General features: G+C 69.4%; 19 protein-coding genes and 1 tRNA gene. 8 read left to right on the top strand and 12 right to left on the bottom strand.

What is annotated here, in order from left to right:
* Positions 1 to 16: 16 nt before the first annotated feature.
* Positions 17 to 1,084 carry an NAD(P)-dependent alcohol dehydrogenase gene (locus GGR04_RS13760; protein WP_183200476.1) on the bottom strand — a complete coding sequence of 356 codons (1,068 nt, stop codon included), beginning with the start codon at positions 1,082 to 1,084 and terminating at the stop codon, positions 17 to 19.
* Positions 1,085 to 1,269: 185 nt separating this feature from the next.
* On the opposite strand from GGR04_RS13760, the gene GGR04_RS13765 reads away from it, so the two are divergent.
* From GGR04_RS13765 to fdhA, 3 genes are all read left to right on the top strand, one after another.
* On the top strand, positions 1,270 to 2,193 hold the full coding sequence (locus GGR04_RS13765) for a PfkB family carbohydrate kinase (RefSeq protein WP_183200478.1): 924 nt from the start codon (positions 1,270 to 1,272) through the stop codon (positions 2,191 to 2,193).
* Positions 2,190 to 3,155 carry a sugar kinase gene (locus tag GGR04_RS13770; RefSeq protein ID WP_183200479.1) on the top strand — a complete coding sequence of 322 codons (966 nt, stop codon included), beginning with the start codon at positions 2,190 to 2,192 and terminating at the stop codon, positions 3,153 to 3,155. The genes GGR04_RS13765 and GGR04_RS13770 overlap by 4 nt, the downstream gene beginning before the upstream one ends.
* A gap of 134 nt (positions 3,156 to 3,289) precedes the next feature.
* Positions 3,290 to 4,480, top strand: a complete 1,191-nt coding sequence (gene fdhA / locus GGR04_RS13775) for a formaldehyde dehydrogenase, glutathione-independent (protein WP_183200481.1) — start codon at positions 3,290 to 3,292, stop codon at positions 4,478 to 4,480.
* A 139-nt stretch (positions 4,481 to 4,619) separates the two neighbouring features.
* On the opposite strand, the gene GGR04_RS13780 is transcribed toward fdhA, so the two are convergent.
* The 5 genes from GGR04_RS13780 to GGR04_RS13800 all read right to left on the bottom strand — a co-directional run bounded on the left by GGR04_RS13780 (position 4,620) and on the right by GGR04_RS13800 (position 10,520).
* Entirely contained in the window at positions 4,620 to 6,860 is a 2,241-nt protein-coding gene (locus GGR04_RS13780) for a xanthine dehydrogenase family protein molybdopterin-binding subunit (protein ID WP_312857456.1), read from the bottom strand.
* Positions 6,860 to 7,843: an FAD binding domain-containing protein gene (locus GGR04_RS13785; RefSeq protein ID WP_183200485.1), complete on the bottom strand. Its 984-nt coding sequence runs from the start codon at positions 7,841 to 7,843 to the stop codon at positions 6,860 to 6,862. Before GGR04_RS13785 ends, GGR04_RS13780 begins: the two co-directional genes overlap by 1 nt.
* Positions 7,840 to 8,343, bottom strand: a complete 504-nt coding sequence (locus tag GGR04_RS13790; protein ID WP_183200486.1) for a 2Fe-2S iron-sulfur cluster-binding protein — start codon at positions 8,341 to 8,343, stop codon at positions 7,840 to 7,842. The genes GGR04_RS13785 and GGR04_RS13790 overlap by 4 nt, the downstream gene beginning before the upstream one ends.
* 99 nt (positions 8,344 to 8,442) lie before the next feature.
* Positions 8,443 to 9,576, bottom strand: a complete 1,134-nt coding sequence (locus tag GGR04_RS13795; RefSeq protein WP_183200489.1) for an anhydro-N-acetylmuramic acid kinase — start codon at positions 9,574 to 9,576, stop codon at positions 8,443 to 8,445.
* Between the two features lie 95 nt (positions 9,577 to 9,671).
* Entirely contained in the window at positions 9,672 to 10,520 is an 849-nt protein-coding gene (locus GGR04_RS13800; RefSeq protein WP_183200491.1) for a DUF2793 domain-containing protein, read from the bottom strand.
* A 339-nt stretch (positions 10,521 to 10,859) separates the two neighbouring features.
* Here GGR04_RS13800 and GGR04_RS13805 point away from each other — a divergent pair, with 339 nt between their 5' ends.
* From GGR04_RS13805 to GGR04_RS23975, 4 genes are all read left to right on the top strand, one after another.
* Entirely contained in the window at positions 10,860 to 11,297 is a 438-nt protein-coding gene (locus GGR04_RS13805; protein ID WP_210291791.1) for a hypothetical protein, read from the top strand.
* An 8-nt stretch (positions 11,298 to 11,305) separates the two neighbouring features.
* On the top strand, positions 11,306 to 12,373 hold the full coding sequence (locus GGR04_RS13810; protein ID WP_210291792.1) for a CsgG/HfaB family protein: 1,068 nt from the start codon (positions 11,306 to 11,308) through the stop codon (positions 12,371 to 12,373).
* A 124-nt stretch (positions 12,374 to 12,497) separates the two neighbouring features.
* Positions 12,498 to 13,367, top strand: a complete 870-nt coding sequence (locus GGR04_RS13815; protein WP_183200495.1) for a hypothetical protein — start codon at positions 12,498 to 12,500, stop codon at positions 13,365 to 13,367.
* Positions 13,368 to 13,560: 193 nt separating this feature from the next.
* Positions 13,561 to 14,802, top strand: a complete 1,242-nt coding sequence (locus tag GGR04_RS23975) for an outer membrane protein (protein ID WP_312857457.1) — start codon at positions 13,561 to 13,563, stop codon at positions 14,800 to 14,802.
* A gap of 138 nt (positions 14,803 to 14,940) precedes the next feature.
* Here the strand turns inward: GGR04_RS23975 and GGR04_RS13835 are convergent, their stop codons facing one another.
* The 4 genes from GGR04_RS13835 to GGR04_RS13850 all read right to left on the bottom strand — a co-directional run bounded on the left by GGR04_RS13835 (position 14,941) and on the right by GGR04_RS13850 (position 20,908).
* Entirely contained in the window at positions 14,941 to 18,423 is a 3,483-nt protein-coding gene (locus GGR04_RS13835; protein WP_183200501.1) for an indolepyruvate ferredoxin oxidoreductase family protein, read from the bottom strand.
* Positions 18,424 to 18,633: 210 nt separating this feature from the next.
* The gene (locus GGR04_RS13840; RefSeq protein WP_183200502.1) at positions 18,634 to 19,089 is read right to left on the bottom strand and encodes an Lrp/AsnC family transcriptional regulator; all 456 of its coding nucleotides are present in this window, start codon (positions 19,087 to 19,089) and stop codon (positions 18,634 to 18,636) included.
* Between the two features lie 99 nt (positions 19,090 to 19,188).
* Positions 19,189 to 20,160 carry a DMT family transporter gene (locus GGR04_RS13845; RefSeq protein WP_183200503.1) on the bottom strand — a complete coding sequence of 324 codons (972 nt, stop codon included), beginning with the start codon at positions 20,158 to 20,160 and terminating at the stop codon, positions 19,189 to 19,191.
* A 115-nt stretch (positions 20,161 to 20,275) separates the two neighbouring features.
* Positions 20,276 to 20,908, bottom strand: a complete 633-nt coding sequence (locus tag GGR04_RS13850) for a DNA-3-methyladenine glycosylase (protein WP_312857458.1) — start codon at positions 20,906 to 20,908, stop codon at positions 20,276 to 20,278.
* Positions 20,909 to 21,098: 190 nt separating this feature from the next.
* Here GGR04_RS13850 and GGR04_RS13855 point away from each other — a divergent pair.
* Positions 21,099 to 21,175, top strand: a tRNA-Met gene (locus GGR04_RS13855).
* Positions 21,176 to 21,256: 81 nt separating this feature from the next.
* Here GGR04_RS13855 and GGR04_RS13860 read toward each other — a convergent pair.
* Entirely contained in the window at positions 21,257 to 21,547 is a 291-nt protein-coding gene (locus GGR04_RS13860) for a hypothetical protein (protein WP_183200504.1), read from the bottom strand.
* A gap of 101 nt (positions 21,548 to 21,648) precedes the next feature.
* The gene (locus GGR04_RS13865) at positions 21,649 to 22,827 is read right to left on the bottom strand and encodes a zinc-dependent alcohol dehydrogenase (protein ID WP_183200505.1); all 1,179 of its coding nucleotides are present in this window, start codon (positions 22,825 to 22,827) and stop codon (positions 21,649 to 21,651) included.
* Positions 22,828 to 22,891 lie beyond the last annotated feature (64 nt).

Here is a 22,891-nt window from a genome sequence, read left to right on the forward strand (position 1 = left end):
GCAAAGGCGCGTGGCGTCAGGCGGCCTGCTTCGTCTCCGCCAGGGAGGCCATGTCGATCACGAAGCGATAATGGACGTCACCCTTCACGGTGCGATCGAAGGCCTCGTTGATGTCGGCCATCTTGATCATCTCGATGTCGCAGGTGATGCCGTGCTCGGCGCAGAAGTCGAGCATCTCCTGCGTCTCGGCGATGCCGCCGATCAGCGAGCCGATCACCGACTTGCGGCCGATGATGAGGTTGGCGCCGCTCAGCGGCGGGTCGAGCGGGCCGATCACGCCGACGATGATGTGCGTGCCGTCGCGCTTGAGGGTGGCGACGTAGGGGTTGAGGTCGTGCGGCACGGGTACCGTGTCGAGGATGAAGTCGAAGCGCCCGGCGGCGGCCTGCATTGCGGCCTCGTCGGTGGAGTAGATCACGTCGGTGCAGCCGAGCGCGCGTGCCTCGGCCTCCTTGGACTTGGAGCGCGTAAACAGCGTCACCTCCGCGCCCATCGCCACGCCGAACTTGATCGCCATGTGGCCGAGACCGCCGAGGCCGACCACCGCCAGCTTGTGGCCCTTGGCGAGCCCGACGTGCTTCAGCGGCGAATAGGTGGTTATGCCTGCGCAAAGGAGTGGCGCCGCCGCCGCGAGGTCGAGCTTGTCGGGCATGCGCAGCACGAACTTCTCGGTCACGACGATCTGGTCGCTGTAGCCGCCATAGGTCGGCAGGCCGTCGCGCTTGTCCTTGTCGGCATAGGTCTGCGTCATGCCCTTCTCGCAATACTGCTCCAGACCTTCCGCGCAGGACGGGCAGTCCTGGCAGCTGTCGACCATGCAGCCGACGCCGACCTTGTCGCCGACCTTGAAGCTGGAAACCTTGGAGCCGACCTCGGCGACGCGGCCGACGATCTCGTGGCCGGGCACCAGCGGATAGGTCGCCCAGCCCCAGTCGTTGCGGGCCTGATGGATGTCGGAATGGCAGACGCCGCAATGGGTGATCTCGATGCGCACGTCGTCGTCGCGAAGATCCCGGCGCTCGAAGCTCCAGGGCTTCATCGGGGCGCTGGCGTCGGTGCAGGCAAAGCCGAAGCTCGGGGTCATGGTATGTCCTTCGAAAATGGGCGCGGACTAGGCGGTCCGGTGTTGCAGCAGATAATGCGGCCCTGCGAGAAGGCCACGCCTCTCTTTGTGCGACGCCGCATCGGTCGCGCGGCGGCGCGGCTTCGCTTGTGAGCCTCCCGCTTCTTCGCTAGGGAACGAGGCTTGGACCGTGGGAGGAGAAGCCGGTGATCGTGGTGTTCGGATCGGTGAATGTCGACCTCGTGTGCCGGGTCGCGGCCATCCCGAAACCCGGCGAGACCGTGCTCGCGCCCGGCTACGAGCGCTTGTCCGGTGGCAAGGGTGCCAACCAGGCCGTCGCCGCGGCGCGCGCGGGGGCGAAGACGCATTTCGCCGGCGCCGTGGGGCGCGACGCCTTCGGCGAGGACGAGGCCGGAACGCTCGAAGCCGAGGGCATCGACGTCGCCGCGCTGGCACGGCTGAACGAGCCCACCGGCTGCGCCTTCATCACGGTCGCGAGCGACGGCGAGAACGCCATCACGGTGGCGAGCGGGGCCAACCGGCTGGCGGACGCCTCCGGCCTGTCCGCGGTCTGGGCGCACCAGCCGACTGCGCTCGTGCTGCAGATGGAACTGCCCTTCGAGGAGACGGTCTCCGCCGCTCGCGCCGCGCGCGACCACGGGGTGCCGGTGCTCCTCAACCTGGCGCCGGTGCCGGTCGGCGTCGATTCGGGGTCGCTGCGGGCGCTCCTCGCGGCCACCGACCTTCTCGTCGTCAACGAGCACGAACTCGCCGAGACCGCCACGATCCTCGGCCTCGCTGCCGGCGAACCGGCGGCCCTCGCCCTAGCGGTGGCCGCCGAGACGAAGCTCGGTGTGCTCGCGACGCTCGGCGCCGAGGGGGCGATCCTGGTGGAGGCGGACGGCGGCATCCAGCGCTTCGCCGCGCCCCCCATCCGGCCGGTGGACACGACGGGGGCCGGCGACACGCTCTGCGGCGTCCTCGCCGCCGGGCTCGATGCCGGGCTGTCGCGCCCGGATGCCGTTCGCCGCGCCGTTGCCGCCGCCTCGCTCGCCTGCCTCGGCTTCGGCGCCCGCGCCATGCCGCGCGCCGCCGAGATCGACGCGTTCCTCCCCGGCGGTGCCGCATGAGCGCGGGCCAGCGCATCGCCTTCGTCGGCGAATGCATGATCGAGCTCTTCCATCGCCCCGGCGACGAGGCGGGCACGCTGCGCCGCACGGTGGGCGGCGACACGCTGAACGCCGCCGTCTACTGCCGCCGGGCGCTGGGCGAAACGGCGGGCGTCGCCGTGCATTACGTCACGCGGATCGGCGACGACCCGTTCGGCGCCGAGATCCCCGCCTTCATCGCAGCCGAGGGCGTCGAGACCGATCTCGTGACGGTCGCGCCTGGCGAGACCACGGGCCTCTACGCCATCAGCCGCGACGCGAGCGGCGAGCGCTCCTTCGCATACTGGCGCTCGGCAGCCGCCGCGCGCCGCCTCTTCGCCGAAGGGCTCGACGCCGATCTCGAGCGGACGCTCGAAGGCTTCGACGCGCTCTGCTTCTCCGGCATCACGCTGGCGATCCTGTCGCCCATCGGCCGCACCCGCCTGCTCGACCTCGCCCGGCGGATGAAGGCGGCGGGCCGCATCGTCGCCTTCGACGGGAACTACCGCCCGCGCCTCTGGGTCTCGAAGGAGGAGGCCAAGGCGGCGATCGCCGAAGCCCATGCGAGCGCCAGCCTGTCGCTGCCCGGTCTCGACGACGAGCAGGCGCTGTTTGCCGACGTCGACGCGCGTTCCGCGACGACGCGCCTGCTGGCGATGGGCGCGAGCGCGGCGATCGTGAAGTCCGGGGGCGATCCGGCAATGGTCAGCGACGCCGCGGGTCTGCGCGAGATCGCCGGCGTCCCCGCCCCGCGCATCGTCGATACGACCTCGGCCGGCGACAGCTTCAACGGCGCGGCGCTCGCGGTGCTCCTCACCGGCGGCACGCTGGACGAGGCGGCACGCGCCGGGCACCGCATGGCCAGCCTCGTCATCGGCGAATATGGCGCGATCGTCCCGCGCGGCGCGACGGTCTGGCCGGAAGGGCCTCGCACCGGCCTCTAGCTGCAGCGCACGCTTCGCGCTGCAGCATCGAAAGACGGGCGGAGGGTCTTCCGCTTCCCTGTCTGGTGTCTACCCTTCTTGGTTGCGAACCGGCCTCATCGCCGCTTCGCCCAAGCAGGATGGGAGGCCAGCGCATGAGCGGCAACAGAGGCGTCGTCTATCTCGGACCCGGCAAGGTCGAGGTCCAGTCCATCGACGATCCGAAATTTTCGGCGCCGGACGGGCGCAAGATCGAGCACGCGGTGATCCTGCGCGTCGTCTCCACCAACATCTGCGGCTCCGACCAGCACATGGTGCGCGGCCGCACCACGGCGCCGCAGGGCCTCGTGCTCGGCCACGAGATCACCGGCGAGGTCATCGAGAAGGGCGCCGACGTCGAGATGCTCAATGTCGGCGACCTCGTCTCGGTGCCGTTCAACGTCGCCTGCGGGCGCTGCCGCACCTGCCGCACGCTCGACACCGGCGTCTGCCTCACGGTCAATCCCGCACGCGCCGGCGGTGCCTTCGGCTATGTCGACATGGGCGGCTGGATCGGCGGGCAGGCCAAATACGTCATGGTGCCCTATGCCGACTTCAACCTTCTGCGCTTCCCCGACAAGGATCGGGCGATGGCGAAGATCCGCGATCTTACCATGCTCTCCGACATCCTGCCGACCGGCTTCCACGGCGCGGTGAAGGCCGGCGTCGGCGTCGGCTCCACCGTCTATGTCGCGGGGGCCGGACCGGTCGGCTTGGCCGCCGCCGCCTCCGCCCGCATTCTTGGCGCGGCGGTGGTGATGATCGGCGACTTCAACAAGGAGAGGCTGGCCCACGCCAAAAAGGTCGGCTTCGAGCCGGTGGACCTTTCGCAGAGCGACCGGCTCGGCGAGATGGTGGCCGAGATCGTCGGCGTGCCCGAGGTGGACGCGGCGATCGACGCCGTCGGCTTCGAGGCGGTCGGCCATAGCGGCAAGGAGCAGCCGGCGGTTGTGCTCAACCAGATGATGGAGATCACCCGCGCCGCCGGCTCGATCGGCATTCCCGGCCTCTACGTGACGGAGGATCCCGGCGCCTCGGAGACCGCCGCCAAGCAGGGCAACCTGTCGCTGCGCTTCGGCCTCGGCTGGGCCAAGGCGCAGTCCTTCCACACCGGCCAGACCCCGGTGCTTCGCTACAATCGCCAGCTGATGACCGCGATCCTGCACGACCGCCTGCCCATCGCCGACATCGTCAACGCCGAGATCATCTCGCTGGAAGACGCCGCGAAGGGCTACGAGAGCTTCGACAAGGGTGCGGCGACGAAATACGTGCTCGACCCCCACGGCGACCTCGGCAAGGCCGCCTGACGGGCAAACGAAAGCGGCGCGGGAGAGGCCTCCCGCGCCGCGTCCATCAACCAAACCGGCGATCCGCCGCCATCGAAGCTGCGACCTTCTCCCCCGGCGGGAAGAAGGGAAGCCGCCGCATCCGTTTCGTCGGTAGTGCCTACTCCGCCGCCTCGCGGAAGCTCGGGCGCGGCATGCCGGCGATCACCTTGTCGAGCGTCATCGGATAGTCGCGCACCCGCACGCCGCAGGCGTTGTAGATCGCGTTCGTCACCGCCGCGCCGACGCCCGACAGCGCGAGCTCGCCGATGCCCTTGGCCGCCAGCGGGCTCGCCGCGTGGTCGCGCTCGGGCAGGAGCACCACTTCGAGCTGCGGCACGTCGGCATTCACCGGCACGTGGTATTCCGCGAGATCATGGTTCACCAGAAGGCCGGTGCGCGTGTCGATCACCAGTTCCTCGTGCAGCGCCGAGCCGATGCCGAAGATCTGCCCGCCGTAGCACTGCGAGGTCGCGGTCTTCTCGTTGAGGATGCGGCCGGCGGCGGCCACCGTCAGCAGGCGGCGAACCCGCGTCTCGCCGGTGAAGGCGTTGACGGCCACTTCGCAGAAATGCGCGCCGTAGCTCGCCTGATGGGTCGCCTTGTACTGCTTTCCGGGCGCGAACTGGCCGGTGACGACGAGGTCCTCGCCGGCCAGAACCTGCGCGAAGGACGTCTGCCGGTTGCCGGCAATCGCCGTGCCGTCCTTCAGCGTCAGGTCGTAGGGCGCGACGTCCAGCTTCTTCGCCAGCGCCTCGATGATCCCTTCGCAGGCCGCGTAGACCGACGAGCCCGCCGAGTTGGCGCCCCACGAGCCGCCCGATCCCGGCGACTGCGGCAGCTCGCTGTCGCCGAGCTTCACCGCCACCTTGTCGGGATCGAGACCCAGCATCTCCGCCGCGATCTGGCGCAGGATCGTGTAGGTGCCCGTGCCGATGTCGGTCATGTCGGTCTCGATGAGCGCCGACCCGTCGGTGGCCAGCGTCACGCGCGCCGAGGATTGCTGCAGCATGTTCTTGCGCGAGGCCGCGGCCATGCCGGTACCGATCAGCCATTCGCCTTCGCGGCGCGTGCCCGGCCGCAACGCACGCTTCTCCCAACCGAAGCGCTTGGCCCCCTCGTCCATGCATTCGACCAGCATGCGCGAGGACCAAGGCAGACCCTCCTGCGGATCGACGGCCGGCTCGTTCAGCTTGCGGAACTGAATGGGATCGAGGCCGAGCTTCTCGGCCATCTCGTCCATCGCGTTCTCGGTGGCGAGCATGCCGACGGCTTCGCCGGGCGCGCGCATCGAGGCGCCGAGCAGAATGTTGACGTCCGCCTTCCAGTGCCGGACCTGCCGATTGTCGCCGCCATAGAGGAAGACGGTGGAGATGCCGGCGGGCTCGAACCCGTCGTCGCCCGGCGTGTTGCCGGTGGTGGTGTCGTGGCCGATCGCGGTGATCACGCCTTCCTTCGTGGTGCCGATGCGCACCCGCTGGATCGTGTCGGGCCGGCGGCTCGTGACCTGATAGACCTGCTGGCGGGTCAGAGCGAGCTTCACCGGCCGGTCGATCTCCTTGGCCGCCAGTGCCGCGAACACGGCCTCCGGCGAGATGCCGAGCTTGCCGCCGAAGCCGCCGCCCACATAGGGGCTGACGATGCGCACGTGCTTCTTGTTGATGCCGAGCGCGGCCGCGAGCTGGCCGACATTGGTGCAGACGAGCTGGTAGGAGCCGTAGAGCGTCAGGTCGTCGCCGTCCCAGACCGCCACGGACGTGTGCGGCTCCATCGCCGAATGGCTGTGGCTCGGCGTCGTGTAGGTCGCGTCGAACGTCACCTCGGCCGCGCCGAAGGCGGTGTCGAAGTCGCCCTTCTCGGTCATCGAGGGCATGGTCTGCTCGCCGGGGTCGAACGCGTTGCCCTTCTCGGCGTGGAGATCGTACTTGCCCGCCGTCTCCTTGTACTCGACGTGGACGAGCCGCGAGGCGTCGCGCGCGATCTCGAAGCTCTCGGCGACGACGAGGCAGATTGGCTGGCCGAAATGCGTCACCTTGCCCCCGATCGCCGCGGGCTTGGCGTCGCTCGGATCGGCGGAGGCGCGAACCCCGTGCTTGTCGATCACGACATGCAGGACGCCCGGCATCGCCATCGCCGCGTCGGTGTCGATTGACACGATGTCGGCCGACCCGACGCTCGACGTGACGAGATAGCCGTATGCGACCTTGCTGGCATGCTGGTGCTCGTAGGCGTAGGGCGCCTTGCCCGAGACCTTCAGCGGGCCTTCCAGCCGGTCGATGCCCTTGCCGATGACGTTCTGCACGCCGCGGTCGAGACGCGTCTCGCCGATCGGCTCGTCCATCTTGATGCTGTGCGTATCCATCATGCGTCTCCGCGTGTCGCTTCGTCGAGGACGGCCGGCAGAACCCGGCGCATCAGCTCGATCTTGAAGTCGTTGTCACCGTGCCCCTTGGCCTCAGTGAGCAGAATGTCGGCGGCCTTGGCAAACAGGGCCTCGCCGGGCGCCCGCCATTTCAGGGCGGCTTCCACCGCCCCGTCGCGCCAGGGTACGGTGCCGATGCCGCCGAAGCCCAGGCGGATATCGGCGATGATGCCGCCTTCCATCCGAGCGACGGCCGCCACCGAGACGAGCGCGAAGGCGTAGGACGCGCGATCGCGCACCTTGCGGTAGAGATGCGTGCCACCCAAGGGCTTGGGCAGCACGATGGCGGTGATGAGTTCGCCGGCCTCGAGGTTGGTCTCGCGCTCGGGCGTCGCGCCGGGCATGCGATGAAGCTCGGCGACCGGGATGCGACGGGTCGAGCCGTCCGCTTTCACCGTTTCCACTTCGGCGTCGAGCACGCGCATCGCCACCGCCATGTCGGAGGGGTGCGTCGCGATGCACTGGTCGGACGTGCCGAGGATGGCGAGGATGCGGTTGAAGCCGTCCATCGCGTCGCAGCCGGTGCCGGGCTCGCGCTTGTTGCAGCGGGCGTTGGTCTCGTAGAAATAGCCGCAGCGCGTGCGCTGCAGGAGATTGCCGCCGGTGGTCGCCTTGTTGCGCAGCTGCCCCGAGGCGCCCGCCAGCAATGCGCGCGACAGCACCGCGTAGTCGCGTCGGATGCGCTCGTCGGCGGCCAGATCGCTGTTGGTCACGAGCGCGCCGATGCGCAGGCCCTCACCCTCGGCCTCGATCGTGTTCAGCGGCAGCCGGGTGATGTCGACGAGCTTCGACGGGGTCTCGATCTGCAGCTTCATCAGGTCGAGGAGGTTGGTGCCCCCGGCGATGAACTTGGTGGCGGCGCCGGCGGCGATGGCCGCCGCCTCACCGGCGCTGGTGGCGCGGGAATATTCGAACTGTTTCATGCCGCGGCCTTGTCCTTCACGGTGCGGATCGCATCGACGATGTTGGGATAGGCCGAGCAGCGGCAGAGATTGCCGCTCATGCGCTCGGAGATCTCGGCGTCGGTCAGGTCGGTGCGGCCTTCGAGGTCGGCCGTCACGTTGCTCGGCCAGTTGTCGCGAGCCTCGCCGAGCATGCCGACGGCCGACATGATCTGGCCGGGCGTGCAGTAGCCGCACTGGTAGCCGTCATGGTGGAGGAAGCTCTCCTGCATCGGGTGCAGGTTCTCGGGCACGCCGAGGCCCTCGATCGTGACGATCTCGTCGCCCTCGTGCATCACGGCGAGCGTCAGGCAGGAATTGATGCGCCGGCCGTTGACCAGGATCGTGCAGGCGCCGCACTGGCCGTGGTCGCAGCCCTTCTTCGATCCCGTGAGCGCCAGATGGTCGCGCAGCACGTCGAGAAGCGTCGTGCGCGGATCGACCTCCAGCGTGTGCGACATCCCATTGATCGTGAGTTGCATCTCGTGCCGCTCCTTAAAACGTTTCCAAGTTGGAAACGCAGCTAGGGCGACATGGCTGCAATCAAACGCCGCGGGCGGGAATTGTCATCGTCCGCGACTTCATCTCGCGCGAGGGGCTGGCGGCAGCGCCACGCGCCCGCCCGTCATCGGCGCGGGAACGCCGGTCGTGGTGGGATAGCTGATCGGCAGGCCCTCCAGCACGCGAACGGCGAGGAAGGCGAAGCATTCCGCCTCCACCGCGTCGCCATGCAGGCCGCAGGCGTCGGCATCCACCACCTCGACGCCGGCGCGCGCCGCGATCTCGCGCATCAGCACGGGATTGCGCCGCCCGCCGCCCGAAACGATCAGCCGTGTCGGTCGCTTGGGCAGGAGATCGAGCGCCCGCCCCACCGAGCCGGCGGTGAAGGCCGTGAGGAGCGCCGCGCCGTCCTCGGTCGAAAGGCCGTCCGCCATGCGGGCGGTGAAGTCGTTGCGGTCGAGCGATTTCGGATAGGGACGACCGCAATAGGGATGCTCGAGCAGCGTCGCCAGCCGCGCCTCGTCGACATGGCCCTTGGCGGCCGCCACGCCGTCGCGGTCCATCTCGGCCTTGGCCTTCTGGCCCATCCAGTCGTTGAGCGGGGCGTTGGCGGGGCCGGTGTCGAAGGCCTGCATCGTGCCGTCGGCGGTGACCCAGGTGACGTTGGCGACGCCGCCGAGATTGAGGAAGGCGGTGTTCTCGCCCGCGCCCAGCCTTCGCAGCAGCGCGCGGTGATAGAGCGGGGCGAGCGGGGCGCCCTGCCCGCCCGCCGCCACGTCGCGCGAGCGGAAGTCGAAGGCGACGGGAATGCCGAGCCGCTCGCTCATCAGGGCGCCGTCGCCGAGCTGGCGCGTCGCGCCCGGCCGCTCGGGCGTGCGGGCCCGGTGCAGCACGGTCTGCCCGTGAAAGCCGATGACGCCGATGTCTTCGGCCGGAAGTCCCTCGTCCTCGAGAAACGAGGCGACCGCGTCGGACTGGGCGATCGTCAAGGCCCGCTCGGCCTCGGCGAAGATTGCCGGCTCGGGCCCCTCGAAGGCCCAGCTGGCCGCCGCCGCGAGCGTCTCTTTCAGGAGCGGGCGCAGGTCGCGCGGATAGGGCGCCAGCATCGCCGGCCCCATCTCCTCGATGCTCTCGCCATCCGTTCGCACCATCGCGATGTCGACGTTTCCGTCGAGCACCGTTCCGGTCATCAGACCGATCGCCCAGATCGACATCGCGCGCTCCTGATTCTGCCGCTCGCCTGCTCCTAACCTGTCGCACGACAAAACGGGAGCCAGGCTGACGACGACGTGACTCGGCCGGACAAGCTTCAGACAACAGGCGCGCGGTCGGTCAGCCGGCGCCAAAGCACCCCGTCCGAGAAGGCGACCACCGCGCCGCCCGCATCGTCCGACACGAAGGCGATCTGCCCCGCACCGGTGCCTGCCGGCGGCAGGTCGGCCTTGGCGAAGGCGCGCAGCCGCAGCGTTCCCGCCACGTCCAGCGCGCAGACCGGCGTGCCGCCGCCGCCGAGCGCCACATGCCCCGTGGCGGCCTCCACCCGCAGCGCGTCGCGAAAGGCCGCGCCGTCAGCCGAGACGCGCAGCGCCAGGTCGTCGCTGCCCACCAGCCCGAACTCGGCGCGGCCCGAAAAGCCGGTCTGGAAGACCACCGAGGCGGTGCGCGACGTTGCCGCCTTGTTGATGACCTTGCGGGCGTCGCCGCTGCCGGGCGTGCGCGCATCGTACGTCAGAAGCTCGGCGTCGGCGGCGACCGTCAGGCGGTTGCCGTCGCTGGCGTCGGCATTGATGCCGAGCCGGCCGAGCCCTCGCGTCAGCGGCGCGGCCGACCAGTGCCCCTCGTGGCGCACGACAAGGCCGCCGCGGTCGCCGACATGGACGATCTGGCCCTCCACCGGCTCGACCTCGACGAAGGCACCGTTCTCGAAGAGCGCGAGCGCTCCCTCCTCCATCGCGCTCCAGCGCGGCCCCGCGCGCCCGGCCGGCAGAATGTAGAGATCGCCCTCCGCGGCGGAGACCGGTTCCTGCACCGTCGTCGCCGAGACCACGCGGGTCTGCACGAGCACGTCGAGACGGCGCAACGCCTCGTTGTGGGTCAGATGCTTCAGGGCCTGCTGTGGCAGGAGATAGGGAAGAGCGAGACGCGAGGACGCATTCATGCGGGAACTCCGGTTGGACGAGGCCGCAGTCTAGGATGCGCCTGGAGATGCGGGGATAGATCGGTGCGAAGACCGGCCCTCGCCTCGCAAGGAGGCCGACGTCTGGAGCGCTGTAACCTGCTCGCCACAGTTGCATTTGGTTCCCGCAAAAGATGCAATTTTTAGTTGCAGGAGCGATGAGAAATATGGCCCTGTCACCTCCAGCAACCTGCCGCAGCGGCAGATCATCCATCCTAGAAGCATGCCGTCTCGCCGCGAAGGTTTCGCGACGCGAACTGGCGTGACGTCGAGGGAACCGGGAGAGCCGACATGGGCAGAGTGCGACGGACGGGGACGGTTTTGCTGTCGATCGCATCGATGCTCGGCGCGTCGGTGCCGTCCCTGGCGCAGAACACCGTCAGCCCAGCCTCCGACTGGAACGGAAACTACGGGTTTTCTTCGACCGCCGACAAGAACCTCCGACTGCTGCAGACCGACGTGCTGCGCAAGAACGAGGAGGGCTACTACGAGTCGCTGGGCAAGACGCAGATCACCTCCAACAACATCATCCACTACGGCGACGAGATCGGCACGCAGACGAACAAGACCGTCAACGACATCGAGCAGCAGACCACTGCCATCGGCGCGGTGAACAACTCCACGAACAACATCGACATTTCCGGCCGTGGCAACATCAACGTGGCGACGAGCAACGAGGCGACGTCGCGCGGCTGCCAGGACGGGCATGTGTCCATCGACTCCTCCCCGGCCTCCGCCGCGCTGCCGACCTGCAACTGAGGCGTGCAATGCGATCCCTTGCGCCCCGTCTCGTCTCCCTCTTCGCCGCGCTCGCCGGCCTCTCGGCCTGCGCCGGGGCGCCCGGCGTCGCGGGATCGACGAGCAACGCCAAGCTGGTCCAGGGGCCGCCGATCAGCGACATCGTGACCCCGTTCGACAAGGCGCTCACCTGCCTCAACGGGCGCATCGTGCGCAAGCTCGTCTTCTCGGTGGGCGCGGTGCTCGACCAGACCGGCAAGGAGAGCTTCACCGACGGCGGCGTCGGCAAGTTCGTGACGCAGGGCGCCGGCGACATGATCCAGTCGGCGCTGTTCAAGGCCGGGGCGACCGTGGTCAACCGGCGCGACCCGCGCGTGATGACCACCGAGGCCGAATGGCGGATCCGCGACACGACGCGTCAGATCCCCTCGAACTTCTACATTACCGGCTCGATCAACTCGCTCGACTTCATCCCCGGCAGCGGCGCCGAGGTGGAGGTGGCCGGCGTCGGGGCGAAATACCGGCAGAACCGCATTCTCGTCGGGCTCGATCTCGCGATGACCGACGCCAATTCTGGGCTGATCGTCGCCAACGTGCCGTTGCAGAAGCAGATCTTCGCCTCGGAAGCGGGGATCGGCGTCGGACGCTTCATCGGCGACCAGCTGACCAACATCGATTTTGGCGGGCGGGAGCGCGAGGCGATCCATTTCGCGCTGCGCCAGATGCTCAATCTCGCGACCTTCGAACTGCTGACGCAGGTCATGGCCGCCAACAATTTCGCAGACTGCCGCACCTTCGTCGATCGCGGCCATGGCTATGTCGACCACACCCGTACCGCCGAGGCGGTGGCAGCGCTCGCCAAGGCGAAGGCCGCGGCCAAGGCCGTCGGCGCCCCGCCGCCCGGCGTCGCCGCGCCGATCCCGCCGGGATCGCGCACGCCCGCCGGCCCCGCCTCGATGCCGAGTGCGGCGCCCGCCGCGGCGCGAGCGGAGAAACCCTATTCCGGCGCCAGCGGCAGCTTCCCGGGAAGCGGCGGCGGCAAGGCGGAAACCGAGACCACGGAGCAGGCGAAGGCTCAGGCCATCCTGACCCAATGACGAATTCGGCGGAGCGCTGGAACCGCTCCGCCGACCGACAGGGCTCTCTCGAACGACCTGTCCAACCATCGAGATCGCCGACAGGGAGCCGGCACGTCTCGGGAAACAAAGCTGGAGCTAACGAATGAAAACTCTCTTCGCAATCGGCGCGTCGGCGCTGGTCATGGGTCTCGCCTCGGTCGGCGGCGCGCAGGCGCAGGCGCTTCCCGCCCTGCAGGACACGCTCGGCGCCAACCTGCTCACGCTGCAGTCGCAGTTCGGCAACGGCAACTGGGTCAACGAGGCCGTCAACATCGGCGCCATCAACGGCGCGGTGACGCTGGGCCAGGCCGGCGCCGAGTCGATCACCAACATCGACCTGCCGACGGTGGACCTCAACGTTCAGGCGGCGCTCGGCGCCGGTCTGACGGTCATCCCGCCGACGGCCGCCATCGCCGGCGCCGGCGAAGTCGATCTGGCAGTGAACCTCGGCCAGATCGACCAGACGGTCCGCACGATCGGCGGGATCGCCAGCTCGGACGAGATCTCGACCACGGTTCTCGGCGCGGTCAACACCGGCGACATCGCGTCCGTCGGCTCCGCCACCGCCGTGCGCGCGACGAACCAGACCACCATCGCCACCGGCAGCACCTTCACCAGCGTGACGGCGGCCTCGGAAGCGGCGGCGAGAACGTCGAACACTGCCTCCTCGGCCGCGGCCTCGCAGGAACTCGTCGCCGCGGTGACCGGCCCGACCGCCACCGTCACCAACTCGGTGGAGACCCTCTACAACGGCCCGCTGCAGGACGTGTACGCCAACAACCGCGCCTTCAACGTCGGCGCCATCAACGGCGCTGTCACCGGCATCGCCAACAACATGGATCTCGCGGGCATCTCGACCACGGTCCTCGGCGCCGTCAACACCGGCACGATCTCGATGGGCTACAGCGGCGCTGCCTTCAACGCCGCGCAGGCCGCCACGAACGCCGTCACCAACCAGGTCACCGGCCAGTAAGGCACAAGGACCGCGAGGGATGGGGCGGCTCGCTCCGCTCCGTCCCCGCCTGCCCCCTCTCCGCCCTCTACTCGCCCCATCGCCGCCGGTCGTCCCGGTCGCGGCATTGGCTTGGCGCGGCGGGACCCCACCCACAACAGCCGGCGCGTCTCCACGCTGTCGGACACGAACGAGACCGCTCGGAGCTGATGTCGTGACCAAACTCTTCCTCGCCCTCGCCGCCTCCACCATCGCCGGCTCCGCGCTCGCCGCCGACATCGTCGACGATCCCCCGCCCGAGCCGCCCGTCGCCCTCGTGCCCGTCTTCTCCTGGACCGGCGCCTATGTCGGCGCGCAGGCGGGCGGATCGTTCAACGACGGATCGAGCAACATCCCCTCGTCCTTCGTCTTCATTCCCGGCATCGCCGCGACGCCCGGCCGGCCTGCCGTTCCCGGCACGCCGGGCACGCCTGCCGTTCCCGCCACTCCCGGCAATCCCGGATCGCCTGCGGTTCCCGGCACGCCGGGATCGCCGGGCACCCCCGGCACGCCCGCCGTGTTCGGCACGCTCGAATATTCCTGCGCCGCCGCCGGCGCGGGCGCGGCGGGCGCCGGTGCCTGCGCGGTTCAGTATCCCGACGGCAGCACCGGCCTCCTGACGCTGGAGCAGTTGTCCGCCGCCTATGCGAGCGCCGGCAATGCCGGGGCGGTCGGCGTCGCCGGCGAGTTCCAGGTGCTCGTCGCCGCGGCGACGCCGGGCACGCCGGCCGTACCCGCGACACCCGGCACCCCTGCCGTTCCTGCCACGCCCGGCACGCCGGAGATCCCCGCGACGCCGGGAACGCCCGGCACGCCCGCGGTGCCGGGAACGCCGGGCACGCCGGACGCCACCTACGCCTATGATTTCGGCGCGGGCACCCGCGCCTACTCGCAGGACGACGACAGCTTCGCCGGCGGCGCGCATGTCGGCTACAACTACGCCTTCACGCCGCTCGCCGGAAACACGTTCGTGCTCGGCGTCGTCGGCGATCTCTCCTATGTCGACATCACGCGGGGCGCGGGCATCACAGACGGCATCCGGACGATCGGCGTGACGCAGGAGCTCGACACTCTCGCCACCGTTCGTCTCAAGGCCGGCGTCGGGCTCGACCGGTTCCTCGTCTACGGCACGGGCGGCGTCGCCTTCGGAAAGATCGAGACGAGCTTCGTCAATTCCGTCTTAGGCTCAAGTCTGCAGGACGAGGAGACGCGCGTCGGCTACGCCGTGGGCGCGGGCACCGACTACGCCCTCACCGACAATGTCCTCCTCGGCGTCGAGTATCTCTACACGAACCTCGGATCGTCGGACGCCGAGCAGGTCATCCCGCTCACCAACGGCGCGACGCTGACGACACGGCCGGACGAGGATTTCGACTTCCACACGGTCTGGGCCAAGGCCTCCTACCGCTTCAACTGATGCGAGCGCCGCGGCCTTGCCCGGGTCGCGGCGCCCGATCCCCAATGGGGATCGACCCGTTCGGGCCCCGGCATCCTGTCCTGCAGCCGGGGTTCGATCGCGAAGGCGGACCGGCCTTCCCGGTCCGCCTTCGCAGCCCTATTCCGCCGCCGCCGGGAGCGGCGCGACCCTCTTGGCAGGCACGTCGCCCGCCTCGAAGCGGCGCCAGAGATCGGCGGTCGCGCCCCTTGCCTTCTCGCGGTTCTCCGCCTTCACCGGCCCGAAGCCGCGCACCGAGAGGGGCAGCCGCAGCAGCTCGATCGCGGCCTCGCGGTCGCCCCGCCTCCAGCCGGCCAGCACCCGCTCCACGTCGCCCTCGAACGCCGCGACGTCGGCCCGTTCCGCGCGCCGCTCAACCGTGTGGCCGAACGGGTCGAAGGGCGTTCCGCGTAGCACCTTGCCGTGCTTCAGCCATCCGAAGACCCGCAGCATCCAGCCACCGAAGACGCGTTTCTTCGGCCGGCCCTTGCCATCCAGGCCGCCGGCAAGGAGCGGCGGCGCCAGATGGAAGCGCAGGCCCTTCACCCCCTCGAACTCGGCCTCCAGCATCGCCGCGAAGCGCCCGTCCGTGTAGAGCCGCGCCACCTCGTACTCGTCCTTGATCGCCAGCAGCCTGGCGTAGCTCTCGGCGGCCGCGCGCGTCAGCGCGAGATCGCCGGTGGCCATGCGCACGCGCGCCACCAGCGCGAGATAGCGGTTCCGCAGGCGGGCGTCGCCATAGGCTGCGAGGAACGCGGCGCGGTGCTCGATCAACTCGTCCAGCCCCATGTCGGCGAGAGTCCTGCGCGCCGGGGCGTCGTCATGGACCGCCCGCGCCACCGCGTCCGGGTCCTCGGCGGCGAGGCGCCCCCAGTCGAAAGCGGTCTCGTTCTCCGCCACCGCGACGCCGTTCAGCGCGATGGCCTCGCGGATCGAGGCGAGCCGCAGCGGCACGAGGCTGCGCTGCCAGGCAAAGCCCAGCAGCATCACGTTGGTGGCGATGGCGTCGCCCGTCAGCGCCTCGGCGATGGCGGTCATGTTGACGAAGTCGCTTTCGTCGCGGACGCTGCGGCGCAGCGCCGAGCCGACCAGCGTGCGGCGGAAGTCGAAGTCGGGATTGCGCACGAACTCGGCCACCGGCGTCAGATGCGTGTTGACGACGGCGCGCGTGCGCTCGTTCGAGACGAGCGCGGCGGCGTCCTTCGAGGCCGCCACCACGTCGTCGGCGGCGATCAGGAGATCGGCGCCGCCCGCGGCGATCCGCGCCGAGGTCACGTCCTCCGGTCGCGCGCCGAGGCGCACGTGGCTGAGCACCGCGCCGCCCTTCTGCGCAAGGCCCGCCATGTCGAGGATCAGCGCGCCGCGCCCGTCGAGATGGGCGGCCATGCCGATCAGCGCGCCGATCGTCAGCACGCCGGTTCCGCCGACGCCGGCGATCGCGATGTTGTAGGGCCGCTCGATCTCGGCGGGGATCGCGGGCTCCGGCAGATGGGCGAGATCGGGCCGCGCCAGCGCCGCGCGCTTGCGGGGGCGGCCGCCCTCCACGGTCACGAAGGAGGGGCAGAAGCCCTTCACGCAGGAGAAGTCCTTGTTGCAGGAGGACTGGTTGATCTGCCGCTTGCGGCCCCATTCCGTCTCCAGCGGCTCCACCGAGATGCAGTTGGACTGCACCGAGCAGTCACCGCAGCCCTCGCAGACCGCGGGGTTGATGACGACGCGCCGGTCGGGGTCCTCCATCAGCCCGCGCTTGCGCCGACGCCGCTTCTCGGCGGCGCAGGTCTGGTCGTAGATCATCGCGGAGACGCCGGGCCTGGTCTTCAGGTCCGTCATCACCTCGTCCACCGCGTCGCGGTGATGGATCGTGACGCCGGGCGCGAGATCGGCGGCGTGGTAGCGCTCAGGCTCCTCCGACAGGAGGACGATGGGCGAGACGCCCTCGCGATGAAGCTGGTGACTGATCTTGGCGGGGTCCTGCTGCCCGTCCACGTGCTGGCCGCCGGTCATCGCCACGGCGTCGTTGTAAAGGATCTTGTAGGTGGCGTTGACGCCGGCCGCGACCGACTGGCGAATCGCGAGCTGGCCGGAATGGAAGTAGGTGCCGTCGCCGAGATTGACGAAGACATGCGCCTCGTCGGTGAAGGGCGCGGTGCCGACCCAGGCGACGCCCTCGCCGCCCATATGGCTGAAGAGCCGCGTCGAGCGGTCCATCCACGTCACCATGTAGTGGCAGCCGATGCCGGCCATGCCGCGGCTGCCCTCGGGCACCACGGTGGAAGAATTGTGCGGGCAGCCCGAGCAGAAGAAGGGCGTGCGGTTCACCGGCGGCACCAGAACCCGGCTCTCCTCGCGCCGCCGCGCGAAGAACGCGAGGCGCTCCTCGATGTGTCGGCGGAGCCCGTCGTCCAGACGAGGCAGACGCAGGATGCGCTCCCCGATGACCTTCGCGGCGACGCCGACGCTCAGTTCCTCGTGCAGCGACAGGACGGGATGATCCTCGTGGTCGAACTTGCCGACGATGCGCGGCCGCACGTCCGCCCGCCAGTTGAACAGCTGCTGCTTGATCTGGTTCTCGATGATCTCGCGGCGCTCCTCCACCACGAGGATCTCGTCCAGTCCCACCGAGAAGCGCCGCACGCCCTCGGGCTCCAGCGGCCAGGGCATGCCCACCTTGTAGAGCCGGAGGCCGATCGCATGCGCCCCGTCCTCGTCGATGCCGAGCTCCCGGAACGCCTGGCGCACGTCCTCGTAGGCCTTACCGGAGGCGATGATGCCGAGGCGGGCTTCGGGGCTGTCGAGCGTCACGCGGTCGATGCCGTTGGCGCGGGCGAACGCGATGGCGGCATAGGGCTTGAGGCTCTGCATGCGCGCGTCCTGCGACCAGCGGTCGTCGGGCCAGCGCAGGTTCAGCCCGCCCTCGGGCATGTCGAAGTCGCCGGGCAGCAGGATCTCGCGCCGCTCGCCCGCCAGATCCACCGAAGCGGTGGTCTCCACCGTGTCGGCGATCACCTTCATGCCGACCCAGCAGCCGGAATAGCGCGACATGGCGATGCCAAGCAGCCCCATCTCCACGAACTCGTGGACCGACGAGGGGTAGAGCACCGGCATGAGCGCCGCGCCGAAGGCGTGGTCGGACTGGTGTGGCACGGTGGAGGACTTGGCGCCATGGTCGTCGCCGGCGATGCAGAGGACGCCGCCCAGCGCCGCCGAGCCCGCCGCATTGCCGTGCTTGAACACATCGCCGGAGCGATCGACGCCCGGCCCCTTGCCGTACCAGAGGCCGACGACGCCGTCTTTTCGGGCGCCCGGCGAGAGGTGGAGCTGCTGCGAGCCCCAGACGGCGGTGGCCGCGAGATCCTCGTTGACGCCGGGCTGGAAGACCACGCCCTCGGCGTCGAGAATCGCCTTCTCCTTCATCAGCTGCTGGTCGTAACCGCCGAGCGGCGAGCCGCGATAACCGGAGATGAAGGCGCCGGTGTTCAGCCCCGCGGCCCGGTCGCGGCGCATCTGGACGATCGGCAGGCGCACGAGCGCCTGGATGCCGCTCATGAACACGCGCCCGGTCTCGGCGCGGTACTTGCGCTCGAGCTCGCCGTGATAGGCCATCGCCGTTCCTCCCGTGGATCTCCGCTGCGGCGGGTGGGCTCCGCTCTTGCAACCCTTTCAAGCTAGACCCGGCGATGGGGAGCAGCCTCCCTCAAGGTGGCCGAGACGACGCCGATAGGAGGATGGGCATCCTCGAAACAGCAGAATATGCGGAGGCTCGTTTCGTTTGCGGCGTCGCCGAAGAGACGAGCGCTCCATCTTGCGCTGCGCTCAGATCGGCAGGCGGCCGTCGTCCTTCACCCGGCGCATCACCACGGTGGAGTGCATGTCGCCGACATGGGGCAGGTTCGACAGGCGCGTCTTGAGGAAGGTCTCGAAGGCCTCCATGTCGCGCGTCACGATCTTCAGCGCGTAGTCGTAGGCGCCGGTCACGAGATAGCATTCGACGATCTCGGCGAGCTTGCCGGCCTCGCGCTCGAAGGCCCCGAGCGCCGCCTCGTCGTGGCGGTCGAGCTTGGTCATGGTGATGACGGTAATGCCGAGACCGATCGCCTTGGGGTCGAACTGGTAGGCGCGACCGCGGATCACGCCCTCCTCCTGCATGCGCCGGATGCGCCGCCAGCACGGCGTGTGGCTGATGCCCGCCGCCCGGCCGACCTCCTCGATCGAGGCCTCGGGCAGATCCTGCAGGGCCCTGAGGATCCGAAGGTCCGTGGCATCCAGCATGTCCCGCGCCTCCCAACGCCCGATCCGCAGGCCGGACCGGTTCCCCGGCCGCGACTGTCGCATTCCCCGCCGCCCCTCGCCAGCCGCAGAGCGGCCGGCTCAAGCCCCGGGCGCGCTCCCGCGATCGATCGTCTGCACGCCGTCGGGGGCTGCCCCCGTCGCGGCGGCGCCGCGTGCCGTCGTCTGCACCTTCAACCGCTGCTCGCGCAGGAAGATGAAGACGCCCGACCCCGTGATGATCGCCGCGCCCACGAGCAGCGGTACGCTCGGCGTCTCGCCGAAGAGGAAGACGCCGAAGACGATGGCCCAGACGATGAGCGTGTACTGATAGGGCACCACGACGGAGGCCGGCGCGATCAAGAGCGAGCGGTTGACGCAGACATGGCCGCCCATCGACAGGATGCCGAGGAGCAGCAGGAAGGCGAGGTCGAAGGCCGGCGGCGTTACCCATTGCAGCGGGCTGAGCACGAGGCCGGCGAGGAGCGCCGCGCCCGTCTGCCAGACGATCAGCGTCGTCTCGCCGTCGGCCGCGAGAAAACGCGTGGTGATCATCATCACGGCATAGGCCATCGATCCCGCGACCGCGATGAGCACCGGCCATCCCGCGCTCATGAGGTCGGGCCCGAGCGCCACGAGCACGCCGCCGAAGCCGACGAGCACCGCCGTCCACCGGATCCAGCCGACCTGCTCCTTCAGGACGAGCGCCGAAAGCGCAGTGACGTAGATCGGTCCGGCCAGATAGAAGGTCATCACGCTAGCGAGCGAGAGATGGCTGAGCGCCCAATAGAAGAGCGCGACCTCCAGCGTCGATCCGAACGCCCGGAGCGCATGCAGGCGCCGGTTGCGCGGCCGGGCGATCCGCGCCCAGCCATCTCGCCAGACGAAGGGCGCGAGCACGAGAAGCGCCGCGATCGAGCGCACCAGCAGCACCTGCCCCACGGCGTAGCGATCCACCAGCCACTTGCCCATCGCGTCGTTGACCGAGAACAGGAACACGCCGACGAGCATGAAGCCGACACCGACGAGCGCGTTGCCGGAACGAACGGGAGAAGTGCGGGACGCGGACGACATGATGGGGGATCGCAAGGGTTGGGAGTTCGAGCCGGACGCCCGCATCGGCCGCCGGCGACGGAGACTGGCACCAGCCCGTCGCCCGTAAGGCGTTACAACGCCCCGCCTGCCCGCTTCAAACGGTTTCCGTCCCTGACGATGCGATCTCCCCTTTGGCGAAGGGGCGGCTGAGATGGCGCGACCCCGCGAGGCCGAACCGCCAGGGTTGCTCCGCCGCCTTGCTGATGCCGATTCGCGCACCGACGAGGATCGGCACCGGTACTTCGTCGCCCTCCGTCAGACGAAAGGGCGGCTGCGACAGGTCGAGCCCGTCATGCGAGCGATCGAGGCCGAGCGCCTGCGCGAGTCGGCCCGGCCCGGCGCAGAGCCGGCGGGGGTCGGCCAAGCCTCGTCGCTCCACCATGCGATCCAGCCCGAAGAGCGGCTCCAGCGCCCGGATCAGCACGGCGCTGCCGGGCTCGGCGCCATCGCACACGAAATTGAGGCACCAATGGATGCCATAGGACCGGTAGACATAGGCATGGCCGACCGGCCCGAACATCGCGCGGTTGCGGAGCGTCTCGCCGCGAAACGAATGCGAGGCCGCGTCGTCGCGCCGGTAGGCCTCGGTCTCGACGATTCGTCCGCCGACGCCATCGACGGTGAGCGTCGAGCCGATCAGCCGGCGCGCCAGCGTCACCGCGTCGAGCGCGAAGACGGTGTTCGGCAGGCGATCGCCGTCCCCGGCAGCGGCAGTCTCAGCGGTCACGACACCCCTTCCCCGCAACGCGGTCTGTCCGACCAGTGGGTTGCGCCCGGCCGGAAACGGCTTGACAGGCCCGTGCGCCGATCCGTATATCCGCGCCAGTTCCGCTGTCCAGAGGCCGGCGGGATGGATGGCCGTTCGCCCGCCGCAAGGCTTCGAACGGCTCGGGGGCCCAAGGCCCCATGGTTGGCATGGCAGTGTAGCTCAGCTGGTTAGAGCGTCGGATTCATAACCCGAAGGTCGGTGGTTCAAGTCCACCCACCGCCACCATTCTTCTCCCTGACGATCAATATCGAACTGGACTTGGCGAGTGCGGCCGGCACGATCGTGATCGCGTGCCGGCCCGTCATCTCAGGAGCGCATGCCGGCCTCGACATGGCCCTGGCGCTGGGCGGACGGGTCCTCGTCGGGCGTCGTGTCCGCCTCGGCGGCGTCGCCGGCGGATGGATGGGCGCCGGCCGGTGCCGCTTCGGGCGATGGGTTGGCCGCCACGAGCGATCCCTCGCCGCGTTCGGCGGCGGCCTCGTCGGCCATCGCGGCGGAGCCTGCGTCGTCTTCCGAGACGATCCGGTCCGCGGCCAGAGGCTGGCCCTGCGGCATTGCCTGGTTCGGATCCTCGCCGATGGTGGTGGTCTTGGCCATGATGGACTCCCCGTGTCGGTTTCCTGAAGGGCCAAGCCGGATGGGACGCACTCCGTTCCATTCCGGCTCGACCCTCGTTTCAATTCATGCCCGCGGCATGCTTAGCCGTGCGGCTTGAACACCACCTTGGTGCAGGCGTCCTTCTTGTCGCGGAAGGTCTTGTAGAGCTCCGGCCCGTCTTCCAGATTGGTCGAGCGGTGGCTGATGATGAAGGACGGATCGATCTCGCCCTTCTCGATGCGCTCGAGCAACGGCTTCATGTAGCGCAGCATGTGGGTCTGTCCGGTCTTCAGCGTCAGGCCCTTGTTCATGAGGACGCCGAGCATCACCGGCCCGGCGGGTCCGGCATAGACGCCCGGCATCGAGACGGTGCCGCCGGGGCGGCAGGCGAGGATCGCTTGGTTGAGAGCGAAGGGGCGCTCCATCGAGACGGTCGCCGCCATGATCGCCGACGACACCTTCTGCGCCACCGTGTCGGCGCCGTGCGCCTCCATGCCGACGGCCTCGATCACCGCGTCGGGGCCCTGCCCGCCCGTCATCTCCATCAGCCGGTCCTGGACGGTCTCGTCGCCGAAGTCGATCGTCTCGGCGCCCGCCTGCCGGGCCAGCGCCAGGCGCTCGGGAACGGTGTCGATCGCGATCACGCGCTCGGCGCCGAGCATGAAGGCGGACTTGATCGCGAGGACGCCGACCGGGCCGCAGCCCCAGATCGCGACGGTCTCGCCGCCCTTCAGGCCGCAGTTCTCGGCCGCCATGTAGGCCGTCGGGAAGATGTCGGAGAGGAAGAGCACCTTCTCGTCGTCGATCCCCTGCGGCACGACGAGCGGACCCACATCGGCGTAGGGCACGCGCAGATACTCGGCCTGCCCGCCGGCATAGCCACCTGTGATGTGCGAGAAGCCGAAAAGGCCGGCAAGCGGATAGCCGAACTGCTCGGCCTGCATCTTGCCGTTCGGGTTCGTGCGCTCGCAGCAGCTCCAATTGCCCCACTTGCACTGCCGGCATTCGCCGCAGGACATGGTGAAGGGCACGACGATCCGGTCGCCGACCTTCAGCCGCGTCGCGGCGCGCCCGACTTCCATCACCTCGCCCATCGTCTCGTGGCCGAGAATGTCGCACTTCTCCATGGTCGGCATGAAGCCGCCCATCAGATGCAGGTCGGAGCCGCAGATCGCACAGGCCGTCACCTTGATGATGACGTCGCGGTCGTCCTCGATCCTGGGATCGGGAACCGTGTCGCAGCGGATGTCGCCTTTGCCGTGCCAGGTCAGTGCCTTCATGATCGTCTCTCCTCTTGCCCTCACGAGGGCGATCCGTTGGAAGAACAACGGGCTCGGCGCGGAA

The organism is Aureimonas pseudogalii (assembly GCF_014196835.1).
GTDB lineage: Bacteria > Pseudomonadota > Alphaproteobacteria > Rhizobiales > Rhizobiaceae > Aureimonas > Aureimonas pseudogalii.